1 protein-coding gene and 1 pseudogene are annotated in these 841 nt (G+C 77.2%); both read right to left on the bottom strand.

Going from position 1 to position 841, the window contains the following annotated elements:
• Positions 1-480: reverse transcriptase-like protein (locus HMPREF3105_RS00275; protein ID WP_141762355.1), on the bottom strand; the 480-nt coding region annotated here is incomplete at its 3' end.
• Positions 481-562: 82 nt separating this feature from the next.
• Positions 563-841: pseudogene (locus HMPREF3105_RS00270) on the bottom strand (DNA-binding protein); the annotation flags it as partial.

Genomic DNA, 841 nt, shown 5'->3' with positions numbered 1-841 from the left:
GGTCGACCCCGCGGCCGCGGGGGCCGCGACCGGCACCTCGGACGCGCCGGCGTCCCACTGCCCGCCCCGCGCGCCGGCGTCCATGGCCTCGTTGGAGAGGCGGTCGGCGTCCTTGTTCCGGTTGCGCGGGATCCACTCGTAGCTGACGCGCTCGGGGGGCAGCACGGACCGGGCCTCGGCCGCGAGGCGCCGCATGTCGTCGTGCTTGATCTTCCACCGCCCGGACATCTGCTCCACCACGAGCTTGGAGTCCATCAGCACGTGCACCCGGGCCTCCGGGTCGAGGTCCCGGGCCATCCGCAGCCCGGCCACGAGCCCGGAGTACTCGGCCACGTTGTTGGACGCCTTCCCCAGCGGGGCGGCGTCGGTCCGGAGGATCTCGCCTGTGGCCGGGTCGCGCACCAGGGCGCCGTAGCCGGCGACGCCGGGGTTGCCCCGCGACCCGCCGTCGGCCTCCACCTGCAGGACTCGTCCGCTCACCGTGCGCCTCCTCGTGTCCGTGGTCGCGCCGTCCGACGCGGCCCCCCCACTCTACTGACCGCGCCGGGGGCGGGGCCCGGGGTCAGTCCCGGATGAGGATGGCGCCGGACTCGGGGCAGCGGGCGACGGCGGCCGGCGGGAGGGCCCGGATGTGCGCGACCTCCGCCGGTGACAGCTCCGTGCCCGCGGCCGCGGACCGGTTCCCGACGAGCCGGGCCGCGCCGATGCCGCCGTTGCGCTCCCGCGCCTGCTCGTACAGGGCCAGCAACGACGCGGGGAACTCCGCGGCCAACGCCGCCCGGCGCTGGGTGAGGTCCCGGCCACGCTGGGTCACGGCCTGCCCCTCGCGGCGCACCTCCGC

The sequence above is a fragment of the Micrococcus sp. HMSC31B01 genome (assembly GCF_001816085.1).
Classification (GTDB): Bacteria; Actinomycetota; Actinomycetes; order Actinomycetales; family Micrococcaceae; genus Micrococcus; species Micrococcus luteus.
The sequence above is the reverse complement of the archived record's forward strand: the minus strand, read 5'-3'. Positions and strand labels throughout refer to the sequence as shown.